This window comes from Paenibacillus puerhi, from assembly GCF_009846885.1.
Lineage (GTDB): Bacteria > Bacillota > Bacilli > Paenibacillales > NBRC-103111 > Paenibacillus_G > Paenibacillus_G puerhi.
In genome coordinates this window covers 364596-391296 of record NZ_WUWM01000002.1, presented here as the reverse complement: position 1 = coordinate 391296, position 26701 = coordinate 364596, and the positions used below count along the sequence as shown (strand labels likewise).

The 26701-nt window shown below is 56.9% G+C and carries 24 protein-coding genes; 13 read left to right on the top strand and 11 right to left on the bottom strand.

Features of this window, described 5'->3' with window-relative positions:
* The first annotated feature begins 329 nt into the window (after positions 1-329).
* Together GSF01_RS03445 and GSF01_RS03440 are read left to right on the top strand one after the other, a co-directional pair.
* A complete protein-coding gene (locus GSF01_RS03445; protein WP_159881610.1) occupies positions 330-860 on the top strand; it encodes a CBO0543 family protein in 531 nt (176 codons plus the stop codon).
* Between the two features lie 61 nt (positions 861-921).
* Positions 922-1620: an HAD family hydrolase gene (locus GSF01_RS03440; RefSeq protein ID WP_159881609.1), complete on the top strand. Its 699-nt coding sequence runs from the start codon at positions 922-924 to the stop codon at positions 1618-1620.
* 172 nt (positions 1621-1792) lie between these two features.
* Here the strand turns inward: GSF01_RS03440 and GSF01_RS03435 are convergent, their stop codons facing one another.
* The 6 genes from GSF01_RS03435 to GSF01_RS03410 form a co-directional block, all read right to left on the bottom strand.
* A complete protein-coding gene (locus GSF01_RS03435) occupies positions 1793-2875 on the bottom strand; it encodes a YheC/YheD family endospore coat-associated protein (protein ID WP_159881608.1) in 1083 nt (360 codons plus the stop codon).
* 15 nt (positions 2876-2890) lie between these two features.
* Positions 2891-4021 (bottom strand): YheC/YheD family endospore coat-associated protein, encoded by a 1131-nt coding sequence (locus GSF01_RS03430; RefSeq protein ID WP_159881607.1) that lies wholly within the window; start codon positions 4019-4021, stop codon positions 2891-2893.
* Complete coding sequence (locus GSF01_RS03425) at positions 4022-5389, bottom strand: YheC/YheD family endospore coat-associated protein (protein ID WP_159881606.1); 1368 nt, start codon at positions 5387-5389, stop codon at positions 4022-4024. It lies immediately after the preceding gene.
* A complete protein-coding gene (locus tag GSF01_RS03420; RefSeq protein WP_159881605.1) occupies positions 5386-6690 on the bottom strand; it encodes a YheC/YheD family endospore coat-associated protein in 1305 nt (434 codons plus the stop codon). The genes GSF01_RS03425 and GSF01_RS03420 overlap by 4 nt, the downstream gene beginning before the upstream one ends.
* Before the next feature lie 24 nt (positions 6691-6714).
* The gene (locus GSF01_RS03415; RefSeq protein WP_159881604.1) at positions 6715-8079 is read right to left on the bottom strand and encodes a YheC/YheD family endospore coat-associated protein; all 1365 of its coding nucleotides are present in this window, start codon (positions 8077-8079) and stop codon (positions 6715-6717) included.
* A 327-nt stretch (positions 8080-8406) separates the two neighbouring features.
* Entirely contained in the window at positions 8407-8727 is a 321-nt protein-coding gene (locus GSF01_RS03410) for a hypothetical protein (protein WP_159881603.1), read from the bottom strand.
* A 214-nt stretch (positions 8728-8941) separates the two neighbouring features.
* Between GSF01_RS03410 and GSF01_RS03405 the strand changes: the two genes are divergently transcribed.
* Both GSF01_RS03405 and GSF01_RS03400 read left to right on the top strand, forming a co-directional pair.
* On the top strand, positions 8942-10042 hold the full coding sequence (locus tag GSF01_RS03405; RefSeq protein ID WP_235941242.1) for an acyltransferase: 1101 nt from the start codon (positions 8942-8944) through the stop codon (positions 10040-10042).
* A 115-nt stretch (positions 10043-10157) separates the two neighbouring features.
* Positions 10158-10439 (top strand): hypothetical protein, encoded by a 282-nt coding sequence (locus GSF01_RS03400; RefSeq protein WP_159881601.1) that lies wholly within the window; start codon positions 10158-10160, stop codon positions 10437-10439.
* A gap of 95 nt (positions 10440-10534) precedes the next feature.
* On the opposite strand, the gene GSF01_RS03395 is transcribed toward GSF01_RS03400, so the two are convergent.
* Positions 10535-10861 (bottom strand): hypothetical protein, encoded by a 327-nt coding sequence (locus GSF01_RS03395; RefSeq protein ID WP_235941241.1) that lies wholly within the window; start codon positions 10859-10861, stop codon positions 10535-10537.
* A gap of 224 nt (positions 10862-11085) precedes the next feature.
* Between GSF01_RS03395 and GSF01_RS03390 the strand changes: the two genes are divergently transcribed.
* Positions 11086-12435, top strand: a complete 1350-nt coding sequence (locus GSF01_RS03390; protein ID WP_159881600.1) for a DRTGG domain-containing protein — start codon at positions 11086-11088, stop codon at positions 12433-12435.
* 122 nt (positions 12436-12557) lie between these two features.
* On the opposite strand, the gene GSF01_RS03385 is transcribed toward GSF01_RS03390, so the two are convergent.
* The 3 genes from GSF01_RS03385 to GSF01_RS03375 all read right to left on the bottom strand — a co-directional run bounded on the left by GSF01_RS03385 (position 12558) and on the right by GSF01_RS03375 (position 13770).
* On the bottom strand, positions 12558-12854 hold the full coding sequence (locus GSF01_RS03385) for a YtpI family protein (protein ID WP_159881599.1): 297 nt from the start codon (positions 12852-12854) through the stop codon (positions 12558-12560).
* A gap of 65 nt (positions 12855-12919) precedes the next feature.
* The gene (locus tag GSF01_RS03380; RefSeq protein WP_159881598.1) at positions 12920-13441 is read right to left on the bottom strand and encodes a hypothetical protein; all 522 of its coding nucleotides are present in this window, start codon (positions 13439-13441) and stop codon (positions 12920-12922) included.
* Entirely contained in the window at positions 13438-13770 is a 333-nt protein-coding gene (locus GSF01_RS03375; protein ID WP_159881636.1) for a YtrH family sporulation protein, read from the bottom strand. The genes GSF01_RS03380 and GSF01_RS03375 overlap by 4 nt, the downstream gene beginning before the upstream one ends.
* A gap of 206 nt (positions 13771-13976) precedes the next feature.
* Between GSF01_RS03375 and GSF01_RS03370 the strand changes: the two genes are divergently transcribed.
* From GSF01_RS03370 to ppk1, 8 genes are all read left to right on the top strand, one after another.
* Positions 13977-17714: a DNA polymerase III subunit alpha gene (locus GSF01_RS03370; protein WP_159881597.1), complete on the top strand. Its 3738-nt coding sequence runs from the start codon at positions 13977-13979 to the stop codon at positions 17712-17714.
* Between the two features lie 111 nt (positions 17715-17825).
* A complete protein-coding gene (locus GSF01_RS03365; protein ID WP_159881596.1) occupies positions 17826-18311 on the top strand; it encodes a phosphatidylglycerophosphatase A family protein in 486 nt (161 codons plus the stop codon).
* A 136-nt stretch (positions 18312-18447) separates the two neighbouring features.
* Positions 18448-18639, top strand: coding sequence for a glutamate decarboxylase (locus GSF01_RS03360; protein WP_072330275.1), 192 nt, complete (start codon positions 18448-18450; stop codon positions 18637-18639).
* Positions 18640-18706: 67 nt separating this feature from the next.
* Positions 18707-19633, top strand: coding sequence for an acetyl-CoA carboxylase, carboxyltransferase subunit beta (gene accD, locus GSF01_RS03355; protein ID WP_235941240.1), 927 nt, complete (start codon positions 18707-18709; stop codon positions 19631-19633).
* Positions 19623-20597 (top strand): acetyl-CoA carboxylase carboxyltransferase subunit alpha, encoded by a 975-nt coding sequence (locus tag GSF01_RS03350; RefSeq protein ID WP_159881594.1) that lies wholly within the window; start codon positions 19623-19625, stop codon positions 20595-20597. Before accD ends, GSF01_RS03350 begins: the two co-directional genes overlap by 11 nt.
* Positions 20590-22350 (top strand): pyruvate kinase, encoded by a 1761-nt coding sequence (pyk, locus tag GSF01_RS03345; protein WP_159881593.1) that lies wholly within the window; start codon positions 20590-20592, stop codon positions 22348-22350. Before GSF01_RS03350 ends, pyk begins: the two co-directional genes overlap by 8 nt.
* Positions 22351-22447: 97 nt before the next feature.
* On the top strand, positions 22448-22876 hold the full coding sequence (locus GSF01_RS03340) for an acyl-CoA thioesterase (protein ID WP_159881592.1): 429 nt from the start codon (positions 22448-22450) through the stop codon (positions 22874-22876).
* 136 nt (positions 22877-23012) lie between these two features.
* Positions 23013-25130: a polyphosphate kinase 1 gene (gene ppk1, locus GSF01_RS03335; RefSeq protein WP_159881591.1), complete on the top strand. Its 2118-nt coding sequence runs from the start codon at positions 23013-23015 to the stop codon at positions 25128-25130.
* On the opposite strand, the gene GSF01_RS03330 is transcribed toward ppk1, so the two are convergent.
* Positions 25096-26637 (bottom strand): Ppx/GppA phosphatase family protein, encoded by a 1542-nt coding sequence (locus GSF01_RS03330; protein WP_159881590.1) that lies wholly within the window; start codon positions 26635-26637, stop codon positions 25096-25098. The genes ppk1 and GSF01_RS03330 overlap by 35 nt on opposite strands.
* Positions 26638-26701: the final 64 nt, after the last annotated feature.

Here is a 26701-nt window from a genome sequence, read left to right as displayed (position 1 = left end):
TGCAATTTCGGTTAACGTCCGGCCTTCTAAATGCAAACGGATAGCCAGATACCTTTCGTACATGCGAGTGCTATTTGTTTCTTTCATGGCTACTGCCAGCTTTTCAATTTCTTGTTCATGTGTCATTCTGATCTCCGCCTTTTCGGTCCTTTGATATCTTTTACCCGATTTGTGCGGCTCTCAATTTTATGAGTTCAATCTATATATAAAGAAAATTTAATAAATGCAACGTAAAAAAACGGTTCCTTTTACCTATCCTAGGAAAGGAGGCTTGCAACGGCCATTCCATTACCCATCATAGGAAAGAGGAGAAGGTCATACATCTCATTTTGACAGGCTTAACGGTTATCTGTTTTTTTCGCTCTAAGCGCTGGAGGCAGTCGGGCCGATACCATTCGACGGCCTTGTATATAATGTTAGGCAGTCTGCTGTATATCGTATTGACGGCTGGCTATGTACTGTGGTCGTTCGTGCCGGATATCCCGATGCTGCGCCTCACCTGCGAGTTATTTTATTCCCTGCTTGTGTTCCCGCTTACCGCACTGATGTTCTTGAACGGTTACCCCGAGGGTCTGGGACGAGTGAGAGTTCATTATCTGAAATGGATAGGCTGCTATGCGGGTATCGAGCTGGTACTGATGTGGACAGGCCGGATCGAGTACGGCAACGGCTGGAATTGGTATTGCTCCGTGCTCTTTGACTTCATGATGTTTCCGATGCTTCGTTTGCACAGCCGCCGGCCGCTTGTGGCCTATGCTTGCTCCGTTCCTATTATCATCGGACTGCTCCTTCTTTTTCGCGTTCCCCTATCCCAAGTATCGGAAATTCTGCTGCCGAGTACGCACCCTCCGGCCAATTGACATAACAGACAAAACATGATTGTATTAGTCTGTTAAGGTAGATGAGGGAGGGGAAGCATAGATGGAAACTAGGTCGCTGCCGGAAGCGATGATATTCGATGTAGACGGTACATTATTTCGCACGGAGACGCTGCTGCTGCCAGCCTATCATACTACGTTCGACCGGCTTCGCTCGGAAGGTCTGTTTCAGGGAGAAACGCCGCCGGAGCACTATATCATCAGCGGTCTCGGGATGCTGCTTGAGGAGATCTGGGAGCGGGTGCTCCCTGATTACGGACGGGATGTCCGCCGGCGTGCGGACGAGCTTCTGCTCAAGCTGCAGCTGGACGGGCTGAAGCAAGGGGAAGGCGAGCTCTATGAAGGCGTGCGCGAGACGCTGCAGAGGCTGCGGGAACGGGGCGTCCGTTTATTTACCGCCAGCAACGGGCTGGAGCCTTATGTGAAGGGCGTTATTCGGCACCAGGGACTGGAGCCGTTGTTCGAGCCAGAGGGACTGTACAGTGCCGGGGAATTCCGCACCCGATCGAAGGTCGATCTGGTCAGGCTGCTGTTGGAGAAGTACGAGATCCGGGATGCCTGGATGGTCGGCGATCGGTCCTCCGACGTAGAGGCCGGACGGAAGAATGGTCTGTACGTGGTCGGCTGCGACTATGCCGGCTTCCGTAAGCCGCATGAGCTGGAAGGTGCGGATGCGCGCATCGCGTCGTTCGGCGAGCTATTAACTCTGCTGGATGACGTGCGGGAGCAATCACCCGCATAACCGTTGGACGCCTCTGTCATGCCACCCGGCATAAGACAGGGGCGTTTTTCTGTTTCACTGCCCCCTCCCGGCTTCCTTGCTTCCGGATACCGGAGCGCATGTCAAAAGACCGTCTGGCGTAATCACGGCCAGACGGTCTTTTTCATGGTTACGCCTTCGGCGCCGGTTGTTTCTAACGAATCAGCCACAGCGCGTATTCCAGCGGCCGGCTGATCGCTCTGCGGTACGTTTCCTTCTCCCCGATCCGGTTGAACACCTCGCGCGAAGGTTTGGGGTTGACTTCCAGCAGCCACACATGGCCTTTGGGGTCGACAGCCAGATCCAGGCCAGCCTCACAGAAGGGGCCGAATTTTTTTTCCAGATGCAGGGCGATTCGCAGGCCGAGCTCATACGCTTCGTTGCGGATTTCGGATACCTTCTGCTCGCTGCTGAATCTTTTTTTCAGCAGGGTCTCCATAGCTACTGCGGTTCCGCCTCCATGCAGATTGGAGGTGACCGACTGCCTCGGACCGATGCGGCCGGCACAGCCGGTGACCTGCCACTCGCCGTCTCCGTCCTTCTGTACGAGCATGCGGAAGTCATGCACCCGGCCGTCCTTCAGCTCAAGCGGAATGCCCTGCTGCACGATATACCGCTCGTTCAGCTTCCAGCCGGCCAGCCGGAGCGGGATCTGCTCTACCGTTATTTTTCTCGCAGGAATAATACGCCGGGCAGGATCACGTCCCTGCATCAGCAGCGCAGGGATCCCGCCGACCCGCTGCAAGCGGATAATGCCGCGTCCGCCAGTGCCGCTTTTGGGCTTCATATAGACAACCGCATGCTTTTTCAAGAAATCGCCCAGCTCTCGCGGCTCCCTATAGCGGATGGTGGCCGGTAGATGAGGGGCGATGCCGGGGTGCTCGGAGAGGAGTTGATGCATCTTCCATTTGTTGGCCAGCGGCTTGCTGATGTACCGAAGCTTCGTATATTTCTTGCGGAAGTGAGACAGCTTGCGAAAGTTTACGGCCCCGTGATAACGGCACCTGTCGTAGATAATAGGTGGAAACTTACTCCACTTTCGCACCCATCTGCGCTCGGTTCCCCGGTAAGTCAAGGTATGGATCATCGTCCCATTCTGGTGGACATCATCCGGGGTAAAGATCAAAACCTCCAATCCCAGCCTCTCACCTATGATACACAGCTTGCGGAAGAAAGATAGCTCTTCAAGGTGTCGTTTATTCATATACATCGCAAGCACGCCTAACTGTTTGCCCATCAAGCATCCACCTGCCTACCCTTTGCTGCCGTTTTTTCGTGACAAAAAAATGGAATAGCGGATGAGGTTCTCCAGCGATTTTTGCCGGATCGGCGGTTCGTCGAATTTCATCGGCTTGGAGTTGGCCTCGAAAAACCAGATATGACCGACGCTGTCCACGCCCAGATCCATCGACATTTCGCCTAGAGTATGGCCGCTTGCCGTTTCGACCTGCCGGGCGATCCGGAGGGCCGCCTGCTTGGCGGTACGGATGATCTTCTTGCCCTCGGTCTGACCGAAGGCATGGGCGAGCAGCTTGCTTGGATCGTCGATCGAGCCTCCCCGGGGCACATGCGTCGTAATGCTGGACTTGCCGGCCAGGCGGGCCCCGATTCCGGCAACGGTCCATATGCCCTTATAGTTTTTCTGGACCAGTACGCGAAGATCGAATGGACGGCGCTTGTAGCTGGATAAGGAGATGCCCTGCTGCACGATATAGTCCCTGGACCCGACCAGTTCGCGGACCTGGGACCAGAGCTGGTTCACGGTAGGATACCGGGAGATATGACTTCGCGTCTTATCCTGGATGCTGAGCTCGAACAGCCTTGGCGCAGACCGGCTCTCCGTGCGGCTGACCCTCATGATGCCTTTCCCCGCTTTGCCGCGAATCGGCTTCAGATAGAGGAAGGGGTAGCTTTGCAGCAGTTTGTCAATATCGTCGCCGGAATTCAGCTTTTTGGTTTCGGGGATAAAGGGCTTCGTGCGCTTGGATTTGTTCAACCATTCGAACAACGTCCACTTATTAAAGAACGAAGGATTGAAAAACCGGACCTGAGAATGGTGCAGGCAAGCCTGAATGACCTGCTGCACCTCTGGCAGCGCCTCGAACTTGCGGTACGGAATCCGGTTGTAGATGACATGGGGCATCGGCAGCATTTCCCGCTTCCACGATTTGGTAGAGGCGCGGTACCTGTAGCCGGCAGCCTGCTTGCCGCTAAGCTTGAAGTCGGCGGTGGTCATCACATAGACAAGCACCCCGCGCTCCTCGCCGGCCCGGATCAGATCGATAAAATTTTCCTGATCCCCTCGAAAAACTCTTTTTTCATCCGCGTAAGTGAGAATGGCAAGGGTCGGACGCTGACGGGTATTCTGGATTCGCCCATCCACTCAAGAATCCCTCCTTGCGCGAAATCGGCTCAGGTACAAGCAATAATCATAAATATATTGAAGAGATGCTCTTCCCTGTTCTTTCAGCGCGGGGTGCTTGAAGATCGAACGGCCCGGCTTGGAGTTGGCCTCGAACATCCAGATCCGTTCATTCTTATCGATCCCGATATCGAAGCCAAGCTCGCCAAGCGTATGCCGGTAATTGCGCTCGATATCCTGCGCGAGCTTGATTGCCACCTCCTTGGCATTCGACAGCACGGCGTCCGCTCTGCCGCCGAACACCTGCCGGAGCACCTGCTCCGGCGTCATCAGCATGCCTCCGGTGCGCACATGCGTCGTGACGCTTCCCTTGCCGGCCTTCTTGGCGCCTATAGCAGCGCAGACCCATTGATTGGAGCCGTTCTTGGTCATATGGAAGCGGAAGTCGATCGGGCAGCTATCCAATTCGATCAGACGGATACCCTGCTGGGCCACATAGCCGTTCAGGCCGCCGCTTTGCCGTTTCAGTAGCGCCATCAGAGATTCGAATTTGCTGAAGCGGAGCAGCACATTGCGTCCTGCACGGCGGAAGCGGGCGTAATAGCCTCGTTGGGGGTTATAGGTGAGCCGGAATATTCCGATGCCAAGGCTGCCTCCAGTCGGTTTGAAATAAATGAATTTATGCCTGTTGAGCATTTCCTTGATCTGCGAGGGGCTTGGATTGATGTGTGACTCCGGCACGTGGCGGAAGGCCTCGGTTCCCGTAAGCAGATTGTATACATCCCATTTGTCGAAGAAGCTCCAATTGAACAATGGGATGCCCTGGCGCACGAAGCGCTGCTTGAAGGCATTGTTGGAAGCAAGCTTCTCGGCTTTGCGGCTGGGGAGCCGGTTGTACACGACGTCGGGCAGCGGAACCACCTTGCGGACCCAGCCTCCCTCTCTTCGCGGAATCGTAGCCGTGACGGTGCCCTCGGACCAATTGACGTCGCCCGGAGAGAAGCCGAAGTAGAAAGCGCGGTCCGATCCCACTCGCATGAACTGCCGGATAAACTCGGTGCGCGAACCGAAGGGAGCCGTACTGCCCCGGGTTACACTGGTTAATATGCCAATCATAGGCCCGAGCCTCAGGTCCTTGCCGTTCGAGCTGGTGACGAGAGTCGTGCCGGCCCTCGGCAGCCGGAGCTGGGAGTAGACCGACTGGGTAAGATAAAGATGATTTCCGCTTTTTTTCAGCAGCTTGAGCCCCAGGGAGATGCTTTTGCTGCCGAGCTTTAAAGTCAAACTGCGGGATTTGACCAGCTTGAGCGCTTTGGCCAAATCGCTGCTGACATAGACGACGCGTTCCTGCCGCTGGGCGACATGAATCGTGCAGGTTGTCAAGCTCATGATGGACCTCCTAAAGGACGATGCCGCTTAGGCATTGATTTGCGGTACAAGCTGCCGGATACTCTGGAAGGCGGGAGAGCGGTTGGCTCATGCTGAACCTGGACGGGGCGGCGCCTGCACGCAGCCCGGCGCTGAGCCTGCACGACTGTGCCGGCCGCAGCCTCTTCGTATGAGGCAAGATCGAGCAAATAATCGGCGTACCGCAGCGGAGAGGCCAAGGAGGCCGATAGCGCCTGCTCGTCGCGCAAATACGTAAAGATGGAGCGGCCCGGCTTGGAATTCGCCTCAAGCAGCCAAATCCGGCTGTCCGTGTCGATCCCAAAATCTAGACCGACCTCGGCCAGGCGCCCGTGGCCGGCTTCCAGCGCTTCAGGCACCCAGATGCAGAGCTGGGTCAGCTCGGCAAGAATAGCTTCGGCGCGTTTCTCTCCGAACTCGCGGGAGAGCCAAGGCGCGGCTGCTTCCACGCGTCCGCCGCCGTGCAGGTTAGAGGTGAGGCTGCCGTCTTGCCCCAAGCGGACACCGAGACCGGTGAGCTGCCAGCGGCCTGCGCCGTTTTTCTGGACAAGGGCGCGGACATCAAAGGCGCCGCCGCTGCGAGAGTGCAGCCGCAGATAGCGCTGCACCAAATAGCTGCGGCCGCCGATGAGGAGCCGGAGCCAGCCGAGCAGCTCGGTGGTATCCGCGAAGCCGCGCGCGATGCTGGTATTGTGCGCATCTCGGCCGCGCACGGTATAGCGCGTCTGCGGATCTCGCGACTCTTGCCGCAGATGCAGCACACCGCGGCCTTGCGAGCCGCCGGACGGCTTTAATAAAGCCTCGCCGTACTGCTCCAGCCACTGGATGAGTCTACGCGTGCTGCGCAGACGCTCGGTTGGAGGTAAATACCGGTCAAACCTGCCGTCGGCGGTTAGCAGTCGGTGTACGTCCCACTTTCCCTTCAAGCCGCAGCCGAGCAGCCGGATATCCGGCCGCTTGCGCAGCTTCTCCATCGTCTGTCGATACTCCGTATACTGCCGGCGCGTGGTGAAGAAGCAGCGGTCGTAAACGAGCGCCGGCAGCGCGAAGGACCGGCCGATCCAGCATTGCGATCTGGTATCGTATTCGAAGCCCGAAACCTCCGACTGCTCCCAGTCCACAGATTCGGGCGTAAATACAAAAACCTGCAGCTTGAGCTTGCGTCCCAGACTGCATAATCGGCGGTAAAAGCTCCGATTCTCAAAGGGTGGATCATGTCGGGTTGTCGTGGTCAGGATGCCCAGCGAACGGACGCTGCTTGCGTGCGGCCCGGCTGTCGGCATAAGCTTTTCACCTCGCATCCGTTCTTAGAATTTCGCGGCGAACCGTGAATACTGCACCAGCTGCCTGACCGAGGGGCGGATTTTATTCTCGGTCGACAGAGGGGTGTTGTCTTCCTTCGAGGGCTTCGAATTCACTTCGATCAGCCAAACGTGTCCGCTCGCGTCAAGCGCCAGATCGACGCCAAGCTCGGCGAAGTGGCCCTGGACCCGGGCTTCGATGCCCTTGGCGATCCGCAGCGAGGCGCGCCTCAGCTTGGAGAGCCCTCCAGCCGCAGCGGGGGTGCCGGAGCGCGCCAGCGCACTCTTTACGCTGCTGAGCGTGCCGCCCCTGGCGATATTCGAGACGAAGTGATGATTGCCGGCGATACGGGCCACGATGGAGGTCACTTTCCATTGACCGGTTTCGCAGCGCTGTACGACGGCCCGGAAGTCGACAGGACGCCCGCCCACGGTCAGCAGATTTAAGCCCTGCTGGATCTGGTAGCGCTGGGTTTTGATCTTCCCGGCCAGTGCGGAATAAAGCGCGGAGAGCGTCGGGTACGAAAGCTTGCGGGCTCCGTTCAGATTCGCAAAATGACAGGCGTAGCCTCCGCCCTCCTTGCGGATGCGGATGATGCCTTTGCCCAGACTGCCGGTTACCGGTTTTAGAAAGACGGTAGGGTATTTGGCGCACATCGACTTGAGCTGCTGGAACGACTTGAGCAAGTACGATTCCGGCAGGTACTGCTGCAGGCCGGCTTCTTGGCGGAGCGCATCGAACACCTCCGACTTATTCAAATATTTTTCATTGAACAGCAGGGTGTTCTGTTTGCTTCTCGCATGGGCGATGAATTGCTGTACGCTTGGGCGGTTTTCCAGCTTGCGGCTGGTCAAGCGGTTGTAAAGCACGTGGGGCAAGGGAAAAGAAGCCTTCCTCCAGCCGCCTGCATAATGCCAGCCGCGCACCGAATCTCCCTGAGCGATCAGATCATCCGGCGTACTGAAGAAAACGGCGGCACCGTACACCTTGCAAGCATCCGTCAATTCTCGGCAAAAAGCGGTGTTGGCGCCGAACGGCTTGTCGGGAGCGCCTGCATAAACCCGGCTGACCATGACGCCGATCAACGGTCCGAGCACCAACGCCTTGCTGGTCGCTTTATACTGCAAGCAGAGCTGATGGCCTGTCGTCAGGCCCATGCGAGAAGCTAGCGCTCCGCTCAGACGCATAGTGCCGGGAGAGCCGAATGCGACGACACGGACTTCTTGGCGGAAAGAGCCGAGCCGAAGCTGCAGCGGCTGGTGAGGCGGAATCTTCCATTTGCGCACAAGCGATTCGCTGATCGCCACGATGGAGCCGTCTGTGGACGTACCGGGAGACTGTATTTGGATCTTTACCTTTGTTCTTTTCATACGGTACTCCTTCCCAGCAAGAAGCGTCCTCCCAAGGTCCGATCATGCTTGGAACATTAAGAAACGAACTACTTCATCATATGAGTGCATTTATCCCTTGGTGAGAGAAAAACGAACGAATCTGTGCAGGCGGTCTGAAACCGCCATGGGCCGGATCAAGGAACGGACAAGGAGGCTGCATGGGAAAATCCCCGGACCGTCTTACGGCCGGGGTCATCGAGCAAGTATGAACCTGCTGTGAAGAGCAGCAGAGAGAGCGAACAAGCCCCAGCTTGGACTCTTCTTATGCAGGAAGAGTCCAAGCTGGGGCGCTATGCAGAAGAAGCCTTACATCAGGCTGGTTCCCTGCGAATAAGACGGGGACTGGGAGCTTTGAATGACGGTATCCATCTGCTGAATGCACTGCTGCAGACGGCCTTGAATCTCTTGAATGCGCCGCTGCTGAGCTTGCATCTGGATTTCGACCTGAGACTGAGCCTGCTGCAGGTCTGTCTGCACCTGGACGAATTGCTGCTGAAGCTGGCGAAGCTTCTGAGAGCTATTGCTCAGTCCCGACTGAGCCAAAGCCATCTGGGCCTCCTGAGCCTGCTGCATGCGCTGCTGCTGCTGCTGCTCGAGAAACTGCTGATAAGAGACGTTGTTCTGCATGAGGGAACTTCCTCCTTCTCGTATGGTTATACCGTCATTTAGTATGAGCCGGTTTGCTGGATTTATTCGCCATGGCCCCCTTCCGCTCTCACTATCGCAAGGAAAGAACACCGAGGAAGGACGGGACGGTTTTTTCTGAGCTATGAAGTTGGCGAACAGCAGGAAATTATGGTACGTTCTAACTAACAACATGAAGAGGAAAGGGCCGAATCGATTGTCAGCAATTAAGAAAACGCAGCCTAAGCTGCATGAGCTGGACCTTGTCCGGGCGATAGCCATAGTGGCCGTCTTGGCGATTCACAACTCTTCCGACGCTCTGGTAGAGCTGCCGCTCGGAAGCGGTTCGCAAGCGCTCTACCTCATGATCAACAAGCTGAGCAATTTTGCCGTACCGGTATTCCTGCTCCTCAGCGGGCTTGTCTTGTTTTACCGATATCAGACAGATTTCGGAGGCAAGCAGGCACTGACGTTCTACCTCAAGCGAGTGAGGCAGGTGCTGATCCCTTATGTAGTCTGGTCTTTGTTTTATTACTTGTATTATCAATGGATGTTCGACCGGCCCAGGCTTCACTTCGATGCAAGGGCCTTCTGGGAGCTGCTGCCCTGGGCAGACGCTTGGTATCACTTATATTTCATGGTGATTATCGTCCAGTTTTACCTGATGTTTCCTTTATTGATGTGGCTGTGCCGCTGGACCTGGTTCCGGAGATGGATGGGCTGGATCGGATTGGCCGTGCAGGCCGCGTTTTACTCGTACCATTACTGGGTGGAGCCGTTCGAGCATATGGCGTCCCTGGCCTTTAATTACTTCAGCATGCTGACCCTTGGGGGATGGATGGGACTGCATTACGCCGCTTTCTCCGCCTGGCTTCGCCGCAGCTTCGGCTGGGTGCTGGCCGCGACGATAGTGGCAGGGGCAGCGTTCGTCGGTATTTTCCTGGCCGAGGGAAGAGTGCAGCTGCAGCTCAACCCTTACGCGTATCAGGCTTTGTTCTTCGGGTATGCGGCTTTGGCCGCGATGACGCTTATCCGGGCGGGACAGTTCATTGTCGAGCGGTCCAAGGCGCTCTCCCGGGTATTATTCAGTCTCGGCTCCGTTTCCTTCGGCGTGTATTTGATGCACCCGGCGCTGCTGACCTACTACCGGATTCATTATCATTATGACGGAGGATCGATCCTGCTGTACCACGTCTACACGCTCGTCGGCTTCGCTCTCACGCTGGGCATTCCGTGGGTCATCGTGTATGCCTATCAGCGGGCGGCGAGAAAGCTCGTGCGCCGAAAGCCTTCCGGCTTGAAGCCGGGAACGGGGTAAGAAGTGCTAATTGGACCTGACTGGGCATATACATCAACAAGGTTGCTCAAGAGCCGGGATCTGGCTGTTTGAACACGAACCGGGATGTACAAGCTGCAGAAAGGGGAAGAAGCATATGGGGAAAGGCTGGAAAAACATCGTTTACATGGGACTGGCGCTAGGTATGCTGATGTTCGCGGTGCCCAGGATCGATCTGGCCGACTGGTCGAATCTGAGCACGATCTTCGGCGTCGTCTGGGTCGCATTTGCGCTGCTTATCGTAGCGGCTCATCTGCATGAGCTGCTTGGGGTGGAAGAGGAAAAGAAGCGCCAGCTGCTGCGTATCAAACGGATGAAGCGGTGGCAGCTTCAGCAGACCGTTGCCGGCAAACGAAAGCTGCTGCAGGTGAAGCGCTAAAGACAGAAGCAGCCGGCCCGGTAAGGCCGGACAGAGGGAATCCGCAGACGCCTGAATGCAGGGCGGCTGCGGATTTTTTTGTCGCGGAGGAACTCTTAAACAAGCAGAGCGATGGCCAGCAGGTTGAACAAGGCCAGGGGCAGTACCACGTTGCTGTAATACGGGTTGAAGGGCGGATAATAGGGAGGGAAAAAAGCGCGCGTATGACTTGCCGGTATCTGAAGATAGACAAAGGTGTGATCCACGTGCACGATAATCCCCTCATGCGTACTGCCGTCAACGGTCTGGATACGGACCGGCTTGTGCAGATGCTGGGAGCAGATCGAGTGAACCTTCTGTTTGCACGTATGCAAAATCTCCATTTCCTTGGCGTCCAGCTCGTAGACAGACTGCGTCTGCCCGGAATAAGGCATGTGTGGCATTCGATTCAGCACCTCCCGATAAAGTTGAGCTATTCCATCCTATGCATGACCGTTTGATTGTATGGGTAAAATTTTCCCGGGAACGAAGCGACGGGGTTCTGTTGCAGCAAGGGCATGCCCGAAGGCTTGCGTTCAACAGGCCGATTTCTCACGGAGGCTTTGCTGTGGTATGATGGGAGTAGTAGTACAGGACTATTACAGTGAATGTGAGGAAGATAGAACAGATGGATGATGAACTCGGAACGGTTCTGCCGGATGCGGCGACCAAGCATGAGCAAATTTTAAAATATATCGAGGGTCTCAAAATCGGCAGCAAAATTTCCGTCCGAAAGGTTGCGGAGAAGCTGGGCGTCAGCGAAGGGACGGCTTACCGGGCGATCAAGGAGGCCGATGCGATCGGGCTCGTGGCGACCAAGGAGCGGGTAGGCACCGTCCGCGTGGAGAAGAAGCTGCGTGACGAGCTGGATAAGCTCACGTTTGCCGAGGTGGTCAATATGGTGGACGGCGACGTGCTGGGCGGGCGGAGCGGGCTCGAGAAGACGCTGCACAAATTCGTGATCGGCGCCATGCAGCAGGATGCGATGATGCGCTATATCGATCCGGGCAGCTTGCTGATCGTCGGGAACAGGGCCAAGGCGCATATGTGCGCGCTTGAGCAGGGCGCAGGCGTGCTCATCACCGGCGGCTTCGGAACAAGCGACGAGGTGAAGAGGCTGGCCGACGCACTCAGGCTGCCGATTATCTCGAGCAGCTACGATACGTTTACGGTAGCCTCTATGATCAACCGCGCTATTTACGACCGTCTGATCAAGAAAAAAATATTGCTGATCGACGACATCATCGCTCAGCCGATGCAGGTGTTCACGCTCCGAAGCAACCAGTCGATGGAGGACTGGCAGCGCATGCATGAGGAGACCGGACACAGCCGATTCCCCGTAGTGGACGAGTGGAACCGCGTGATCGGGATGATCACGCCGCGCGACTTGATCGGCGCAACCAGCGGCCAGACGATCGACAAGCTGATGACGCGCAATCCGGTGACCGCGCTGGCCAATACCTCGGTCGCCTCAGCCGCCCATCTGATGGTATGGGAAGGCATCGAGCTGCTGCCGATTGTAGATGCCGGCCGCAAGATCGTGGGCGTCATCAGCCGCCAGGACGTGCTGAAGGCCATGCAGCACGCACAGCGTCAGCCGCAGCACGGCGAGACGTTCGAGGATCTGATCTGGTCCGGCTTCGCCGAGGAGAGGGATGCGGCTGGCCAGCTGGTGTTCCGGGGCGCGATTACGCCGCAGATGACAGGCCGGCTCGGGACGGTATCCGAGGGCGTGCTGACGGTGCTTCTGACCCAGGCCGCCTATCATGCCATCCAGGACATGAAGAAGGTGGACCTGGTGGTCGACAACATGTCGTCTTATTTCGTGAAGCCGCTGCAGATCGACAGCTTGGTGGAAATCCGTCCCAAGATCATCGAGGTCAGCCGCAAGTTCGGCAAGCTGGATGTGGAGATGTACCTGAACGGAGCGCTGGTCGCCAAGGCGATGCTGACGGCCCAGGTTATTGAACCGGCCTAGCGGCGTAGAGGAGTCGGAGTGAGGAAGAGGAGCGCGGACCCGCTTTTCGGAGAGCGCAGACGAAGAAAAACCTGACAAGGCTCCCTGTCAGGTTTTTCAGAAGTGGTACGCTGCCCGATCCTTTACGCTTTGCGGCTGTAGTGCATATGATTGCGGAGTCCCGCGAACAGGTTCCAGATGCCGAGCAGCATGCAGACCGTGCCGAAAATACGTCGGGTTACCGAATCGGTGAAGAAAAATAATTGAGTCAATGCAATGAGGATCAGCATCACGCCCATCGCTATGTTCATCCGCGAGGATAACAGCCCCCGCAATCTCGGGTCGGACTGCCGCCGGTACCTGAAGCTGTAATACACGGAGAAAGCGACGGCGATGACGATAAGCGTACTGAGCGCGAGCTGGATCGTTTGGAGCGTCATGAGAAAGCACATCCTTATAGACAAGTGTCTGTTGTATACACTTTAGCCCATAAGAGGCGGGAAAATCAACCTCCGGCCATCGACATCGGAATTCGTTTCCATTCCTTGACGGTCACCCACACCTTCAGCTCGGACTGGGTCAGGACGATCCATTTGACCGACTGGACGAGATAGTCCTTATCCAGTACGCCAAGCAGCGGCTTTTCTTTCAGAATTTGCTCGTATACATCCGGCATGGCGGCGAATTCGGAAATTTTGCGTCCCACTACGATGGGCTTCAACTGAGCATGCACGCGGCGCTGAAGCTCGCTTTCGGTAACTTTATCAATTTCGGTATGCTCGGACGGGTCGATATAGACATTCAGCAGGTTGATCGTCGTCTGCTGGTTCTTCGTTTTCCGAAGGTCGGCGACATCGCCCTCCAGCCGGCTTTTCTCGGTCAGCAGCCTGCGGTTTTGCTCGATGACCAGATTCAAGCGCTCATTGTAAAGACTGAGGAACAAAGCGGCTCCGATCACCATTCCTGCAATGACCAGACCGATGGCCTGCAAATGCCTGTAGCCCGGCTCGAAGGAGGGAACTCTCACCCGCCGTCCCCTCCCCGGCAAATCCATTGGATCAGCGTCGTCCCCATATGGGCGCCGACGAAGGCGAAGACAATGTATAGAATCTGCTGAATGGCCGGTGAAATATGTCCGTCCTGAAAATGCGTCTCGATGGCCCGGATCGGGTCGATCGTACCGCCGATCGCGGCGACCATCGCCCAGATCTTGATCTGCTCGGCGACGGTCAGCATCTTGTGGACCGGAGGGTCCAGCGTAATGACGGAGGAGATGCCGGCCAGCATGGTTCCGCCCAGCACGACTCCGAAGGCGATGAAAAAATCCAGCAAGCATTTGGACAAAAATACGGCCACGTAGAAACACCCTTTCTTCAATTGGCGGACCTCTTCCCGGGTCAGGGCGAGAGAGGCGAATGTTCGCCTGCAGCGTTCGCAAGCGGTCGAGCGAAAGTCCGGAGATGAGCTTGGCCGCCGAATGGTTACTATCATCTATATGGCACACTTGTTCGTATTATGCTAAAATATGAATATTCAAAAATGTGCGGGGAGGCGTCGGGCGCGTGAGCGATTTTGTCCATTTGCATGTACATAGCGAATACAGTCTTCTTGATGGTGCCGCGCGCATCGACGATCTGGTCGGGCAGGCTGCGTCCATGGGGATGAAGGCACTTGCCTTGACGGACCATGGCGTGATGTACGGCGCTATTCCGTTCTACAAAGCCTGCAAGGCTAAGGGCATCAAGCCGATCATCGGCTGCGAGGTTTATTTTACCAGCGGTTCGCTGAGGGAGAAGGGAAGCCGTCAGGAACAGCCGATCTATCATCTGATTCTGCTGGCTAAGAATATAACCGGGTATCGGAATCTGATGAGACTAGTATCGGTCGCCCATCTGGAAGGCTTTCATTACAAGCCGCGGATCGATCTGGAACATCTGGAGCGCTACTCGGAAGGGCTGATCTGCACAAGCGCCTGTCTGGGCAGCGAGGTATCCCAGCATCTGCTGCACGGCCGCTATGAGGAGGCTAAGAAGGCCGCGTTAAGATACCGGCATATTTTCGGCGACGACTTCTACCTGGAGATTCAAGATCACGGCATGACCGAGCAGAAAAAGGTGCTGCAGGAGACGCTCCGGCTTAGCGCGGAGACCGGCATCCGGATGGTTGCGACCAATGACGTGCACTATGTGCGGGAGCCGGATCATGAAGTGCAGGATATTCTGATCTGCATCGGAACCGGGAAGACGGTGGAGGATGAGGACCGACTGAAGATCGGCACCTCCCAGCTGTATCTGAAGAGCGGGGAGCAGATGGCGGAGCTGTTCGCCCATGTGCCGGAGGCGCTGAGGAATGCGTCGGTCATCGCCGAAGCCTGTGAGGTGGAGCTCGAGTTCGGCCGCTCGATTCTGCCCCAATTCGACCCGATTCCCGCAGGCTTGACAGCAGGCGAATATCTTGCCGAGCTTTGCGGCCAAGGACTGGTGGAACGCTACGCCGGGACTTCGGACTGGCTGGACAAGGAATGGCGGGGCAGCGTGGAGGACAGGCTCTCTTACGAGCTGGGCGTCATTGAGCGGATGGGGTATTCGGATTACTTTCTGATCGTATGGGATTTCATCCGCTTTGCCCATGAGCAGGGCATCGTGACCGGCCCGGGAAGGGGATCCTCGGCAGGCAGTCTGGTCGCCTATGTGCTGAAGATTACGGATGTCGATCCGATCAAGTACCGGCTGCTGTTCGAACGGTTCCTCAATCCCGAGCGGGTGACGATGCCGGATATCGACATCGACTTCAGCGATCTGCGCCGCGACGAGGTCATTGATTATGTGGTGCGCAAATACGGCCGCGACCGGGTGGCGCAGATCATTACCTTCGGGACGATGGCGGCGAAGGCCGCCGTACGCGATGTGGGCAGGGCGCTGAACGTGCCGTTTCAGGAGGTGGACCGGGCGGCCAAGACGATCCCCCACCAGCTGGGGATGACGCTGGAGGAAGCGCTGCGCGTCAGTCCCGAGCTGCAGGCGCTGGCTGCCAAGCAGCCGAAGACGGCCGAGCTGCTGCGCTTCGCGATGAAGGTCGAGGGCATGCCGCGCCATGCTTCGACCCATGCCGCGGGCGTTATCATTTCCCGGGAGCCGCTGACCGAGTATGTCCCGCTGCAGGAGGGGAACGAGCAGACGGCGCTTACGCAGTATACGATGGAGCATCTGGAGTCGATCGGTCTGCTTAAGATGGATTTCCTCGGTCTGCGCACGCTGTCCATCATCGAGCGCACGCTGGCGTGGATACGCGACCAAACCGGCGAGGCCCTCGATTGGAGCCGGATATCGACCGACGATCCGCTAACCTATGAGCTTCTGGGCCGTGGAGACACGACCGGGGTATTCCAGCTCGAGTCGCCGGGGATGAGGCGGGTGCTCAAGGATTTGCGGCCGTCTCATTTCGAGGATATTATCTCGGTTCTCGCGCTGTACCGGCCGGGGCCTATGGAATTTATCCCTCAGTATATAAGCTCCAAGCACGGGGAGACCGAAGCGCAGTATCCTCATCCCGATCTGGAGCCGATTCTGCGGGATACGTACGGCATCATCGTCTATCAGGAGCAGATCATGCAGATCGCTTCGCGGATGGCGGGCTTCAATCTCGGAGAAGCGGACCTGCTGCGGCGGGCCGTCAGCAAGAAGAAGCGCGAAGTGCTCGACGAGCAGCGCGCCCACTTCGTGGAGGGGAGTCTCGGCGAAGGGTACACGGAGCAGGATGCGAACCATGTGTACGATATGATCGTCCGCTTCGCCGACTACGGCTTTCCGCGCGCCCATGCGACCGCCTACGGGGTCTTGGCGTTCCAGACCGCTTACCTGAAGGCGCACTATCCCGTTCCCTTCATGGCATCGATGCTGACAGCCGTAACCGGCAGCCATCATAAGGTGGCCGAGTATGTGGATGAATGCCGCCGCATGGGGATCGCCGTGCTGCCGCCTGACGTTAACGAAAGCGGCTATCTTTTTACGCCGGCGCTTGCCGGCGAAAGTCCGGCGATCCGCTTCGGACTGGCGGCGATCAAGAACGTCGGCACCCATGCGATCGAGTCGATCATAGAAGGGCGCAAGGAGGGGCCCTACGAGAGCTTGAGCGATATCTGCCGGCGCGTCGATCTGAGGGTGTGCAACAAACGCGTGATGGAGTCGCTTATTCAGGGAGGGGCGCTCGGCACGCTTCCGGGTCACCGCGCCCAGCAGCTGGCGATGCTGGAGGATGCCGTCGATTCTGCCGTCAAGTGGCGCAAGGACCGGGAGGCGCTGCAGCTCGTGCTGGACGGGTTCGACGAAGAGGTCACCTGGGAGCTGGAGTATCCGGAGATTTCTCCCTACACGCTGATGCAGCAGCTGGAGCTGGAGCGGGAGCTGCTCGGGCTGTACATCTCGGGCAGCCCGCTGGACGACTACGAGGAGCTGCTGCGGAGGCTGGAGCTGGACACGATGGCGCTGCTGCCCGAGTATGCCGAAGGCAGCGAGGTGATGGTTGCGGGGCTGGTCGTGTCCAATAAGACGATTGTGACGAAGAAAGGGCAGCCGATGGCGTTCATGGAGCTGGAGGACCGGGTGGGCAAAGCGGAGGTCGTGCTGTTCCCTGAGGTGTGGAAGACCCATGCTCCGCTCGTGCAGAAGGGGCATCCCGTACTTGTGATCGCGAGGCTTCAGCATGGGGACGAGCAGTTCAAGCTGCTGGCCGACCGTCTGGTGGCGCTTAATGACCCGCACATCGAGCTGAAAGCCGTCAAAAGCGGCGTGAGGCCGGAAACCCCCTCAGGAGGCCGTACAGGCTACGCGGGCTATCCGAAGGGGAAACGCCAGGAGACATCCGGCCCGGCGGCCAGAGAGGCTGCAGCGGGCGGCACGGCGCGCCAGGGCGCTGCGGCAGTGCAGGCGAAGACCCCGGAGCGTCTTCCGCCGGAGGGCGGGACGGTCCGCGAGGGCGGCGCGCCATGGAAAGGGGACGGCAGCCAGCGGTCGGCCGCATTTGCCACCGAGTCTCGGCCGGCGGCAGGGGGAGACCGCCCGGCGCCGTCGGCAACCCAGCGCGTCTACGTGCGCATCGCCGCCGAGCGGGAGCAGCCGGCCGTGCTTGCCGCGCTGAAGCAGCTGATCGGGCAGCACGGCGGACCGCTGCCGGTCGTCCTTTATTATGAGAAAACACAGAAGACGCTGGGTCTCAGCGGCGAATTCAATGTAAAGCCGTCTCCCCAGCTGTTCGCGCAGATTGAGGAGCTGCTTGGCAAGCAGAGCGTAAAGGTGAAATAATGAAAGCCTCCTTTGCATACATTTAGTAACCCGAGCTATCATCGGCCCTCCCGGGAGATCCCGAGACGGTCTGACACGTGTTACGAATGAATCGAAGGAGGCGTTGTTGTTATGTCGCATCAACCTATCGTAGACTATCTGGAGAAGCGCGGAGTGACCTTGGAGCGGATCGCGGACATCGTACACGAGCTGCAGGCTCCTTACAACCCGGTCCTGACGAAGGAGGCTTGCCTGGAGAGTGTGCTGGCGGTGCTGCAGAAGCGTGAGGTGCAGTACGTGCTTTATACGGGCATCGCACTCGACGAGCTTGCCGAGAAGAAGCTGCTGCCGCAGCCGCTTCAAGGGTTGATGGAGACGGATGCTTCGCTGTACGGGGTGGACGAGACGCTCGCGCTCGGCATCGTACACGTATACGGGATGATCGGACTGACCAGCTTCGGCTATTTGGATAAAAATAAAATCGGCATTATTCGCGATTTGAATGATCACGTGAGCGCTATTCATGTGTTTCTCGACGATTTGGTCGCAGGCCTTGCCGCCGCGGCATCCGCCCGGATTGCCCATAGACAGCAGGATGAGCTGGACCGTCAAACTTAAGGCTCAGCACCCTTTTTTCGCGGAAATTCGCGCGTTTTCGCCTTGTTTCATCAGGTAAACGCCCTCCTGAACTCGGTTGCGGGTAAAAGTGGAGTTATGATATCATTATTCCATTATGTTCGGGAGGTCTTTTTTCATGTGGACCGTGATCTATATCGCACCTACGGCGAAAATAGCCGATAGAATCAAGCTGAAGTTGACCGAAGAAGGCTTTCTGGTACAGGTTCGGGCTATTAACATGACCAAGAATCAGTTCGAGATCCTCGTTCCCGAAGGCGAAGTGGAAGAAGTTCAAGAGGTGTTGAATACCATTTTGCATAGATCCTGAATGCTCGGATTCCTTAGAAGCTGCGATGCGCACGGACAAGTCCAACAACGTAAGGCGAGGTGTAGTCGTGCAATTTAAAGACCTGTTTCAGAAGAAAAGAAAATACGCGACCGTTCCGAGTACGGACAGGCCTGCTGTCGATCGTCCCTTGGACGGCGGTATCGACGTACCTGAAGAGAGGCCGCGGCGCGAAATCCCAGAGGGCCTGATGAACAAGTGCCCGAAGTGCGGAACGATCCAATATAACAAGGAACTGGATAAGAACCTGAAGGTGTGCTCGTCCTGCGATTACCACTACCGGTTAAGCGCGGTAGAGCGGATCCAGATGACGATGGATGACGGAGAGTTCACAGAGCTTGACAGCGAGATGATCTCCGAGGACCCGCTCGGCTTCCCTGACTACGCCGGCAAGTACGCGAAGGCGATGGAGTCGACGGGGATGCAGGATGCGGTCATCACCGGCGAGGGCCGGATCGGCGGTTACCCGGTCGTGATGGCGGTCATGAGCTTCGACTTCATGGGCGGATCGCTTGGCTCGGTGGTTGGCGAGAAGGTAACCCGGGCTATCGAATACGCGATAGAGACGGACAAGCCGATGATCATCTTTTCGACCTCGGGCGGAGCCCGGATGCAGGAGAGCATCCTGAGTCTGATGCAGATGGCCAAGACCAGCGCAGCCTTGTCCAAGCTTAATGAGCATGGGGGCTTGTACGTGTCGGTCATTACCGACCCGACCTTCGGGGGCGTATCGGCGAGCTTCGCGATGCTGGGCGATTATATTATCGCCGAGCCGGGCGCGGCCTTCGGCTTTACGGGCCGTCGCGTCATCGAGCAGACGATCCGGCAGAAGCTGCCGGATAATTTCCAAACCTCGGAATTCAATCTGAAGCATGGGCAAGTGGATCTGGTCGCGCATCGCAAGGACCTGCGGGGCATGCTGTCCAAGCTGCTCGGCATGCATAAGGTAAAGGAGGAAGTCGTTCATGGCAAATGAAATGCCCTTTGAGCTGCCGCTTGCGGATCTGCGTTCGAAGATCGAGGATCTGCGCAAGTTCAGCCGGGACAAGCAAATCGACTTCTCCGAGGAGATCGCGCGCCTGGAGCAGCGGCTGGCTCAGCTGGAAGGAGAGCTCTACGAGAGCATGTCCACCCAGCAGAAGATGCAGGTCGCAAGACATCCGCAGCGGCCGACCACGCTGGATTATATCCAGCATCTGTTTACCGATTTCATGGAGCTGCATGGCGACCGTCTTTATGGCGACGATCTCGCGATTGTAGGCGGTATAGCCCGTTTCAACGGAATTCCCGTTACGGTGATCGGCCATCAGAAGGGCAAGGACACCAAGGAGAATATCGCCCGCTTCTTCGGCTCTCCTCACCCTGATGGCTTCCGCAAGGCGCTGCGCCTGATGAAGCAGGCGAATAAGTTCAAGCGGCCGATCATTACGTTCATCGATACGAAGGGTGCCTATCCCGGCAATGCAGCCGAGGAACGCGGTCAAGGCGAGGCGATCGCTCGCAACCTGATGGAGATGGCTGCTATGCGCGTACCGATCCTTTGCGTCGTCATCGGCGAAGGCGGCAGCGGCGGCGCGCTGGCGCTTGGCGTCGGCAATCGTGTGTTTATGCTTGAGAATGCGATCTATTCGGTCATCAGCCCGGAAGGCGCAGCCTCGATATTGTATAAAGATGCTTCCAAGTCCATGGAAGCGGCGGAAGCGATGAAAATCACCGCCGATGAAATTCTGAAGCAGGGCGTCATCGACGCCATTATTCCCGAACCGAGGGGCGGTGCCCATCGGGATGTTGCGTTGCAGGCCGAATCGATCAAGACGACGCTGTGGCAGCACCTGCAGGAGCTGCTTGTTCTGTCTGAGGAACAGCTTGTCGAAGATCGTTACCGCAAATTTAGAGAAATAGGCACCTTTACAACCATCCAGGAGGGAAACCATGCGTAGAACTAAAATTGTGTGCACCATTGGTCCAGTGAGCGAATCGCTGGAGATGTTCAAGAAACTGATCGGAGCGGGTATGAACGTCGCCCGTCTTAACTTCTCCCACGGCGACTTCGAAGAGCATGGCAACCGGATCAAGAACGTCCGCGAGGCCAGCAAAGAGCTCGGACGCAGCGACATTGCGATCCTGCTCGATACGAAGGGGCCGGAGATTCGTACCGGCAAGCTGAAGGACGACCAGAAGGTTGAGCTTGTACAGGATCAGATGATCACCCTGACGACGGAGGAGATCGTGGGGGATGCCGAGCGCGTCCATATTACATATCGCGATCTGTACAAGGACGTGCGGATCGGATCGACGATTCTGATCGACGACGGCTTGATCGGCTTGACCGTTGAGGATATTCAGGGTACGGATATCATCTGCCGCATCAAGAACGGCGGACTGCTCGGAGGTAAGAAGGGTGTCAACGTGCCTGGCGTGAAGATCAACCTGCCGGGTATTACCGAGAAGGATGCCAACGATATTATCTTCGGTATCCAGCAGGGCGTGGATTTCATCGCCGCTTCCTTTGTCCGCAAAGCGAGCGACGTTATCGAAATTCGTGAAATTTTGGAGCGTCATAATGCGACTCATATTCAGATCATCTCCAAGATCGAGAACCAGGAAGGCGTGGACAACCTCGACGAAATTTTGGAAGTATCCGACGGTCTGATGGTTGCGCGCGGAGATCTTGGCGTGGAAATTCCGGCCGAGGATGTGCCGATCGTACAGAAGGCGATGATCAAGAAATGTAACCAGGCCGGCAAACCGGTTATTACGGCAACGATGATGCTCGATTCGATGCAGCGCAACCCTCGCCCTACCCGTGCGGAAGCAAGCGACGTGGCCAATGCGATCTTCGACGGCACCGATGCCGTCATGCTGTCCGGTGAAACGGCTGCGGGGAAATATCCGATCGAATCCGTGCAAACGATGGCCCGCATCGCCGAGCGTGCGGAGAGCGCGCTGGAGCACCGTGAGATTTTTATCCGTCAAAGCAACGCACAGCAAACGACTGTCACGGAAGCAATCAGCCAAGCAGTAGCCAACTCGGCGCTCGATCTGCAGGCGCGTGCCATTCTGACAGCTACCGAGAGCGGCTATACGGCCCGGATGGTATCCAAATACCGCCCGAAGGCTCCGATCATCGCCGTTACCCCGGTGGAGAGCGTACTGCGCCGCCTATCCCTTGTCTGGGGCGTTGTAGCGTTGAAGGGCGAAGCTTGTACATCGACGGACCAATTGTTCGAAATGGCTGTCGATGCCAGCGTGAAGACCGGTCTGGTCAGCCTAGGCGACATCGTCGTCATTACGGCTGGCGTGCCGGTAGGCCGCTCCGGAACGACGAACCTGATCAAGGTGCACCAGGTCGGAGAGATGATCGCTAAAGGGCAAGGGATCGGCACTCAAAATGCAACGGGCAAAGTCATCGTGGCCCGCAGCGCGGAGGAAGCGAATGCCAAAGCAACCGAGGGCTGCATTCTGATCACGCCGACCACGGACAAGGAGTACATGCCAGCCTTTGAAAAAGCCGCGGCCGTCATCACGGAAACCGGAGGCATTACGTCTCATGCAGCCGTCGTCGGCATCAGTCTGGGCAAGCCGGTCATCGTTGGCGTCGAAAACGCGCTGACCATCCTGAAGGATGGCGCTGAAGTATCGATTTATCCTGAGGTCGGCGTGATTTATTCCGGCCGCGCGCGGGTATTGTAAGACGAACGGTTAGGGTTTATACAGAGAAGGGAGCGAAATCGAATATCGGTTTCGCTCTTTTCTTTTCGCCGGCTAATAGGTGGAGGTGGAGGCAATCATGTGGTTTTCTCATGAAATTCGGGTGCGCTATCAGGAAACGGATCAAATGGGCGTTGTGTATCACGCCAATTATTTGACGTGGTTCGAGATCGGTCGCACGGAAATGATACGTTCGCTGGGCGTCCCTTATGAGCAGCTGGAAGCCAAGGGACTGCTGCTGCCGGTCGTGGAGGCGGAGGTGAAATTCAAGCAGCCTGCCCGCTACGATGACGTGGTTACGGTTCATACCCGTCTGGAGTCCTATACCCATGTCCGCTTGGCATTTGCGTATGAGGTGAAGCGTGGCGGCGATCTGCTTGTCACCGGCACTACCCGGCACGTGTGGGTGAGGAAGGACTGGAAGCCGGTACGGCTTGATCGTGAAGCGGCGGAGGTCTATGCGCTACTGCGAGAAGCTGTTTCTCCTGCAGATGGAACGGGGTATTAATCGAATACGTTTGGAATTGTTTACATAAAATTTACAAAAGACGTATTGTCCCTTAACATTGTCGAATTACGATGGAGGAAACAGAAGCCCGCAAACGATTAGACAATGATGCGGATGCCATGGGGGTATAGTACCAATGAAGGAGACGGCTTCTCGAGAGACGCATGTCAAAGAAACGGCCAATCATTACTTGAACCGGGAATTGAGTTGGATGGAATTTAACAGACGGGTACTGGAGGAGGCGCAGGACCCGACCACTCCGCTGCTGGAGCGTATGAAATTTCTATCCATCGTATCTTCTAATTTGGATGAATTTATGAGTGTCCGGGTAGCCGGCGTCGTGGATCAGATCAAGGCGGGTTACACCAAGAAGGATTTTACGGGATATACGCCTGCAGGCCTATTTAAGCGAATCATGAAGCGGGGAGCCAAGCTGGTCGCGGAGCAGTACAAAACCTACCGTGAACTATCCCGGGCTTTGGGCAAGGAAGGGATTCATTTTATCGAATATGAAGACCTGAACATCACGCAGCGAAAAGCGATGGATGAATATTTCCATAACTTTATGTTTCCCGTGCTTACTCCGATGGCGGTCGATCAGGCGCGTCCTTTCCCGCTTGTGCATTCGCAGGGCGTGTATTTGGCGGTCGTGCTGATGAAGGAAGAATACGAAGAGGGCCTGGAGAATGAGGAGGAGCCCTACTTTGCGATTCTAGAGGTACCTTCCAACTTGTCCCGCTTTATAGAAGTTCCGGTAAGGACCAACAGCAAGAAACGGGAGTATATCCTCATGGAGGAGCTGATTGAGCAGCATATCCACACTCTGTTCAGCGGGTACAATGCCGTTTCCGTACAGGCCTTCCGCCTAACCCGCAACTCGGATCTGATACTCAACGAAGAAGAGGCGGAGGATCTGCTGGAGGAGATTGAGCTCCAGCTCCGCCGCCGCAGATGGGGGACGCCGGTACGGCTAGAGGTTCAGAAGGGGATTCACCCGTATGCGTTGGCACAGCTTCTGGATGAATTTGAGGTCACGGACAATATCTTCGAGATCGACGGCCCTCTTGACTTGAGCTACTTGATGAAGCTCGCGGGCTCGCTAAAAGGATATGACCAGCTGCGCTATGCTCCTATCCAGCAGGCCTATCCGGCGGAGCTGGATGAGGCGGCCGACATCTTCGGCAAGCTCCGTCAGCGGGACGTCCTCGTGTATCATCCGTACGAATCCTTCGATGCGGTGACGGACTTCATCTGTCAGGCGGCCTATGATCCCGAGGTGCTCGCGATCAAAATGACGCTATATCGCGTCAGCGGCAATTCTCCTTTGATCCAGGCGCTTGCCCGTGCAGCGGAATCCGGCATGCAGGTGACGGTCGTGGTCGAACTGAAGGCCCGGTTTGACGAAGAACGCAACATAGCTTGGGCACGCAAGCTTGAGCAAGCGGGATGTCATGTGGTTTACGGTCTCGTTGGGCTTAAGACGCATGCCAAGATCACGCTGGTCGTACGTCAGGAGCAGGACGGCTTGCGCAGATACATTCATGTGGGAACCGGGAATTATAATGACAGCACAGCCAAGCTGTATACGGATATCGGCCTGTTCACCACGGACAAGGATATTGGGGAGGACGCGTCGGCCTTATTTAACGAAGTAACGGGTTATTCGGCGCCCCATAACTGGAAAGCCTTCGGAGTAGCGCCATCGGACATGATGGATAAGCTGATCGGGAAATTACGTCGTGAAGCCGAGAATGCCGCACAGGGCAAGCCCGCGCGCATCGTCGCGAAGTTCAACTCGCTCTCCAACCAGCGGATGGTGGATGAGCTGTATCTGGCCTCGCAGGCGGGTGTGAAGATTGAGCTGATCGTGCGCGGAGTTTGCTGCTTGAAGCCGGGTGTTCCGGGGCTTAGCGAGAATATCACCGTGATCAGCATCGTGGACCGATTTCTGGAGCATTCCCGAATCTTCTACTTCGAGAATGGCGGCGAGCCCGAGATCTATATCTCGAGCGCCGACTGGATGACGCGGAACCTGACGCGACGGGTAGAGCTGATGTGCCCGGTATTCGATACGAGCATCCAGGAGACGCTGATCAACATCCTGCAGCTGAGTTTGCGGGATAATGTAAAAGCCCGCCGGCTTCAGCCAAACGGGCTATACGAAAGAGTTCAGGCAGGGCCGGATGAGCCGCTGCGCAGCCAGTTCGAGGCGATGCGCATCAGCTCGTGGAAAACGACGGCCCCTGAAGCTTGAGCTGCAGCCCCCATAATTTTTTAAAATCCTTTTGCAGTGCTTCGACCTCTCTGTATTCCGCAGAGGGGTCGTGCTTTATCCGCAGACCCAAAAGAAGGGAGTGGTTGTGCAGCGTGGCTGACGTCAGCTCCAGTGCCTGGGTCTCGCTGACATCAAGCGCAACCGCCACTTGAAGCAGGCTTCCCAGCTTAGCGACGGTCTCCAGATCGTCGTCTTCGAGAATATCTTTGTAGCCGGACATCGCTTGCTGGGTACGGCTCTTCGTTTTGAACGACGCGATGTAGGCGCAAAGCAGCATCTCGCGGTGAGTCAGCCCATCGATACGTGTCTGGGCGATCAGATGGAACGAATGCTTAGGGAATTGGTAATACTGCAAGGAAGCCCCGATCCGATAAAGCATGGCCGCGATGCCGAAGCAAAGCCTGTGCCGTTCTGACAATGGGATGCCGCCTTCTACGGTCACCGCATCATAAAGCTGGAGCGCCAATGCACGTACCTGAAGGGTGTGCGCCGCGGGGGCCGTTGAATGCAGCGCAAGCAGGTTGGCTGCGCTATACTCGGCTACCTGCACGTCCTCGGGCTGCGCCGGCGCGAACGTTTCGAAGAACAACCCGTCCCGGAGCCCTGCGCCGCTAACCAGGTAATGCGTTGCGCCGGCTTGCTGGAAGAGCGTCTGCAAAATAATCAGGCCCGGTATGATGATATCGATGCGGTCCTTGGACAGGCCGTCCACCTTCTTGCGCTTTTCGCCGGGGAGCGAGGGAAGCCAAGCGGCAAGCTCATCCATCTCTTCAGGAGGAATAAGATAGTGATGCGTTTGGGGGAAAGAGTAGCGTCTCTTGCGCTGGCTGATTTTACAAAGCGTGCGCACGCCTCCTCCCAAGCCGACCAGAGGGAGACCGGGAGACTCCTTGATCCAAGGCTCTGCAGCGACAGCTGCCTCGACCATGTACCGGATCCCCATCAGCTGTTCGTTCGAAAACTCACCGTCTGTGGAGAAGACGCGCGTCGTATTAACCGCTCCAAACGAAAACGACACGCTTTGGACAATCTTGCGATCGCGGAACAGGCTGACCTCGGTGCTGCCGCCGCCGATATCGACAAGGAAGCCGTCCGGTATGTCCATCGTCCGGATCATCCCAAGAAAGCCGATGCGCGCCTCGTCCTCGCCGGACAGGATCTCTACCGGAAGCCCGCTCTCCCGGCGGAGACTTTCCAGGATTTGTAGCGAATTAGAGGCGTTGCGAATGGCCGCCGTGGCCACCACGCGGTATTCGCCTGCCTTATAGGTATCCCCGATCCGCTTGAACCGGGTCAGGATGTGCACAAGTCTTTGAATATCCTCTTCAGGAAGGGAGCCGTCCGGATGAATCCGGCTGCTGAGGCGTGCCGATTCCTTGAACTCGCCCACGACCCGATAGCCGCCTTCGGCCGCTAATTCATAGATGGCCAGTCGAATGGAGTTGGAGCCGATGTCGATAATCCCGATGATGCGGCTGTTGTTCATGGGGGTCCTCCCGTCCGCGCAAAGGCGTGGTCTGATTTCTACTTTTCGAATGATTGTTATATTT